The sequence below is a fragment of the Ferroplasma sp. Type II genome (genome assembly GCF_000496155.1).
The window spans coordinates 1-5,146 of sequence record NZ_KI542766.1 but is presented as its reverse complement, the minus strand read 5'-3'; the positions used below and the strand labels follow the sequence as shown (position 1 = coordinate 5,146).

Genomic DNA, 5,146 nt, shown 5'->3' with positions numbered 1-5,146 from the left:
AGCCTTAAAGCTCATACCTCTATACTCAAAGGATTTAATATAATTCTATATGTAGTTGCAAGCTCTGGAAGTGAAACAGGGATCTACATTATCATGGCATCAGGTCGCTTACCCATATTGAAATTATTTTTATTATATCATTAATATCAGGTAATTCATCCATTACAATATTTCTAAGTGTATTCCTGAAAAAATCTTTTTGTTTAAGCATTTCTTTGACAAAATATTCCTTATCAAATATAATATCATAATATTCGAGTTTTTTGTTTACCATTTCTAAGTCGAATTTTACATTTTTCTTGGTAACCAAATAAAATAAATCATAAATATCCCTTGGTTTTTTTCTTGTATAAATTGCCCTTATCTTTTCTGACGCAACCTCTTGCAGCGACATCCCAGATAATATTCTTACCGGTAGGTCATATTCTGGGAAATCAAATTTCAATGCGATAGGCTTTTTTATTATTTTTTCTCTTCTGCTAATTTCAATATATACAGGTATACGATCCAAAACTCCTGTATACAAAGGTCCATTAGATAGTATCCTGAATGAAAGTGTCACATTATTATTTTTGAGAATTTTCAATTCGTTGTTTATTCCTATTAAAGATAAATTTTGATGCACGGTATTTGAAACATCATCGTTTATTTTATCGTTTGCTGTAAAATCCAAATCCTCGGAAAATCTTCTTAAGCCGTGAAATAGCCATAAATAAGTTCCACCCTTCAATATTAATGGATAATTAAATAATGAATTCAATATTAAAACTTGCATATATCTTTTCTCTTCCTGCCACGGTCTTAGTCCATGGAGTTTTGATAATGATATTATATCATTTTTCGTAATCATTTAAGCATCTCCACTATCTTTTCTATTTTTTTTATTTTTAATTTTTTTAGCCTAGTTATTAATTCAGAAAAGTCTATTTCCTTTTTAAAATCGTTCACATCAAATTTGGAAAATATACTGAAATATAATCCATCGAAAATTGCCTTATCCGGATTTGCAACAAATATAAAACTTCCGTTCTTGTTATATCTTTTGTATCCAAAAAATAACTCAGGTTTTATCTTATGGTATATTATACCAAGTTTATAATAATTCAGGGAGTTTCTAGTATTTACACATTCAATATATTGTGGAACCTGATAGGTTATCTTATGGTAGAGTAATGCAGAATTTATTGATATATAAGATGGAGAAATCAACTGTGATGCTATAATAAAGTCATCATTGATAAACGATATCTTTCCATTAACAAGCCTTGTTGCAAGACCCTTTTGAACAAGTCTGTTCATATAAACCCTGGCAATATTTTTATTCTTATTGATAAGATTTGAAATCTCTTGTACACTATAAACGCTTAATTCCGAATTTAAAGCCATATCACGAATTTTGTATAACGATAATTCTTTCATTTTAAACCTCTAAGCAAGTCTGTAAGTTATTTAATGATTACCAATTGTCACATCAATATAACAATATTGTTATGTATAAATGATATAAATATTTATTTATTATTTGTAAGAGTTCAGCTGTCTGCCTGAATCCAAATCTAAGAGAATTATGAATATATGAAAGAGCCTTGAGGATTTTAATAGAAATGTAGATTGATTACCAGAAAGTGAAAAAAAAGAATTATATGCTCATATATCAGTTCAAATAAATTCTCAAAGGTTCTAAAAAATGAATATATTTGTGAGTATTGATATGCAATATAATATTAGTCAAAAAATATGAATGTATCTGATCCTATAAATGCATCATTGAACTATGGATATGTAGTGGTAAGGTTAGATATTAATGCACTAGGTTTTGACATTCCCTGAGTTATTTGCATGAGATTGCACCGTGAAAGCATCTTCCTGTTTGTGATTGACCGAAATTATTTAGGTGTGTGATAGACCATTCAGTTATAGTTCTACTGGAGTCGGGGTTGAAAAAATCTGATTGATCTCATTACTACGGAAAATTATCACATCCAGCATAGATCAGACATATATAAGAAATTGAGAAGGAAAATTCAGAGGGAATTTAAACAAGAGTTATGAATTTCACAATAGGTATAATTAGCTTGAGAACATTATGCGTGAAAATGTTAGGGATTGAGTAAATACATCATGAAAACTAAAAGAAACAAGAAGGAGAACGTAAAAACAGTGAAATTCAGAACAGAGAACGAAATATACACTTTGCGATCATGTACAATAAAATCGTTCATTGCAATGAAGAAGGAAATTTTTAGTACTTCTGTGTTTTCCGCAATACGTTATGGTGAGTAGGAAGGCAAGGCAGGGTCTTATGTTGTATACGCGAAAAAACCAGTAACCTTTTGGTTTAAGTTCGATGGAATTAGGGTTAAGCTAAATATCAATATCAAGGATGAAAATCATAATTTAATGTCAGAAAACGAGAGAGAGTCCCAAGTAAAGAGAAATTCTATTGGCAATAAAATATATATGTTTACAAAAAACTAACTTGGATTCAGGAAAGAACATCCCTTATGAAACTCACAACATGAGTTAGTGACCTGATGTCGTCCTCGTTGTATTCTTGAAGTTTAGTTAATAGTTCTTGATCCCGACTTATTAGGTATTCTCTGTAAAGACCTGGCATCATATATCCCGCAAGATCTGGATGCTTGAAGTTATACCCCATCCAAGCAGCCATATCCTTCAGGTTATTGCTCACTGGAATCTCGATCGTATCCCTTATCACACTTAAGACATCTACAAAGTTTGGTTTCGGAGAATTATTCCAGAGTTTGTATTTTTTAAGTTTTTGTTCAATGAATTCTTTGTCGAAATGGTGCCCAGAAAATGTCACAATGTCACCTTTTACATTTGACACCTGTTTCATGTACTGTTTCAAAATGTCTTTTTCCTCATCTGATTCGTGGGCAAAAAGAAGGATCAATTTATTACTCTTCTTGAACAGCATACCGATAAGCCATATTTGCGAATCGAATGAAAGACCAGTTGTCTCAATGTCAATATATACTTCGTCATTAAAGTCAAACTGTGACTTTGCCCACTCTATCATCACTCCCTTTCTTAGTTCGATATTGTGTTCTAGATAGTTTTTCGCTATAGAAGAGAGTTTGTCTAGACCGATCCCTTTAACCATTTCTTTTTTTCTGTCAATATCAATTATTTGAGCTAAATCCTCGACATTCTTTATTCCCATCTCATTTAGTGCCTTAGAACGAAAGTGTCCTACTTTCCTAAGTTTTGAAGCGGGTCTACTACAACTTCAGGAGGATGATCTACCATCCTAATGAACTCAAGGAAATCATCTCTACTAAGAATTATGTTATTTGTCGGTATCATGTATTCGATCCCAAATCTTGAGAAGAATATACCTATCTCATGAACTGTAGGAAACTCCGATACTCTATTTAGTGAAATCTGGAGCGGGTTTTCGTTATTCATCTGCATTAGCATATAGTAACCTACAACCTGGGCAAGCTCATAGTTGCCTATATTTGGATGTGTAGACGTTTTGAGGTCAATCAGGGAGAAGGATGTAATTATATCTGCATCTGCACCCCCCACAAGTTCTGAGTAATATCCAAAAGTTGGATTCAATGCAATAATGCTGCTTTGTGAAAACCTCCTCGAATCAAGAAAGTTCTTGGACTTAGACAACATTAAAACTACGTCATCGACGTCCTGTTTCTGCGGAGCTGGCATAAGTCCATTTTTTGGGACAGGGCCAGAAGGAAACTTTAATTCCCTATAAACTACGTCAAGATGGCTTAGTCGGAAACACATTTCAACTAATTTCCGTAAGTTACTATTGTTTGGACTTAAGTAATACTGTTTTCGTGCTGATTTTGCTGACTCTATAGTATTAATCGCTGGGTCTTTCCACTTTTTCATGTTTGCATCCGGATTTGCAATTATCTGCAACGCTCCCAGTTCAGAGACCCATTGTTTCTCACTTGCATGAGGATATTTTCTCAAGAGCTCGAACCTAAAGGCATAATCAAAGGCAGTTCCAATTTGCGAGTAATTGGAAGTTTTCGGAAAGACTCCACCGACGAATTTCGGTTTTGTTGGGATATCACTAATGCGAGATACTAAGAAATCACTGATTTCAGGTCGCATTTTGATTAAGCTAGTAAGACTCATACCTTTCCCTTCTATCTGGTCAAAATATATTTTCTAGATGCATATTAATTTTACGTTGACAATGTTACCTATGAATAGAAGAAGTGTTATGGTGTTGTCAGGAATCAACTAAAGAGTAAAATGGACGATGCCTTCCGTTTTGTTATTGACCGATCTGTTGAACCCACCAATAACGGGGTAGAGAGGGCAACTATTCGCCAGTTGTATATTTACCTCTGTATATTGATTTGGAATACAACTATAATGTTGCAATTATGGGAATGGCAGGGTCAAGTAATGCACAGTATCCCTAATTAAATAATCGACTCCCTGTCTATCCACAAAAAAGTAGGACTTACTTTTGGATATAAATGGGGCTGACCGGATTTGAACCGGTGACCTCCCGGTTATCAGCCGGGTGCTCCAACCAAGCTAAGCTACAGCCCCGTGAGACCCTTATTGTTAGAAATTAAATAAATATTTCTATGTATTCTTATCTATTTTCCTTATCTGTTCAAGATCAGTGCATACCTCACACACATCGCCGGGGGTAGGCGCACCACATGTTCTGCAGGAATTCAATTTCATATTTTCATTAACATAACTATCTCTTATGGCCGGCCTTGTCTCATCAAAGAACTTTACTATAGCAAATTTAGTCCCAGGAGTTTCCTTTTCAAGCTTTTCTATAATATCCCTGAATGAATTTCTCTGTGCCATGCTGTAGTAAGGGCACCAGCTAGAGTCAAAGTCTATGCCACTTAATATTGCATAAAGCACAACCTCTTTTTCAGGTATTTTCCTTAATGGCAGTATTCTTGGCACCAAACCTTCCCTTGTATAGGAATGGGGGGCCATTCTTGCATAACGTGCAACGTCCCCCTTTGCAATATTCATCAGAATTGACTGCGCATAGTCATCAAGGTTAATTCCCAGTGCAACATAATCTGATCCATTATATTCTGAAATTCTGTTCATTAGTTGTCGTCTCATGGGGCCACAGTGTGAACATGAAATAGTTTTTCTGTCAATT

6 protein-coding genes and 1 tRNA gene are annotated in these 5,146 nt (G+C 34.2%); 1 reads left to right on the top strand and 6 read right to left on the bottom strand.

Annotation, left to right across the window (positions count from 1 at the left end):
- Positions 1 to 91 precede the first annotated feature (91 nt).
- The gene (locus tag AMDU4_RS10615) at positions 92 to 850 is read right to left on the bottom strand and encodes a nucleotidyl transferase AbiEii/AbiGii toxin family protein (RefSeq protein WP_021787972.1); all 759 of its coding nucleotides are present in this window, start codon (positions 848 to 850) and stop codon (positions 92 to 94) included.
- A complete protein-coding gene (locus AMDU4_RS10610; protein WP_021787971.1) occupies positions 847 to 1,419 on the bottom strand; it encodes a hypothetical protein in 573 nt (190 codons plus the stop codon). Before AMDU4_RS10610 ends, AMDU4_RS10615 begins: the two co-directional genes overlap by 4 nt.
- Positions 1,420 to 2,121: 702 nt before the next feature.
- Here AMDU4_RS10610 and AMDU4_RS10605 point away from each other — a divergent pair.
- Positions 2,122 to 2,283, top strand: a complete 162-nt coding sequence (locus AMDU4_RS10605; RefSeq protein WP_021787969.1) for a hypothetical protein — start codon at positions 2,122 to 2,124, stop codon at positions 2,281 to 2,283.
- 202 nt (positions 2,284 to 2,485) lie between these two features.
- On the opposite strand, the gene AMDU4_RS10600 is transcribed toward AMDU4_RS10605, so the two are convergent.
- The 4 genes from AMDU4_RS10600 to AMDU4_RS10585 all read right to left on the bottom strand — a co-directional run.
- Entirely contained in the window at positions 2,486 to 3,127 is a 642-nt protein-coding gene (locus AMDU4_RS10600) for a ribonuclease H-like domain-containing protein (protein ID WP_290705072.1), read from the bottom strand.
- Positions 3,128 to 3,216: 89 nt separating this feature from the next.
- Positions 3,217 to 4,134, bottom strand: coding sequence for a hypothetical protein (locus AMDU4_RS10595; protein WP_021787967.1), 918 nt, complete (start codon positions 4,132 to 4,134; stop codon positions 3,217 to 3,219).
- Between the two features lie 351 nt (positions 4,135 to 4,485).
- Positions 4,486 to 4,560: transfer RNA gene (locus AMDU4_RS10590), tRNA-Ile, on the bottom strand.
- A 36-nt stretch (positions 4,561 to 4,596) separates the two neighbouring features.
- Positions 4,597 to 5,146: TIGR00269 family protein (locus AMDU4_RS10585; protein WP_021787966.1), on the bottom strand; the 550-nt coding region annotated here is incomplete at its 5' end.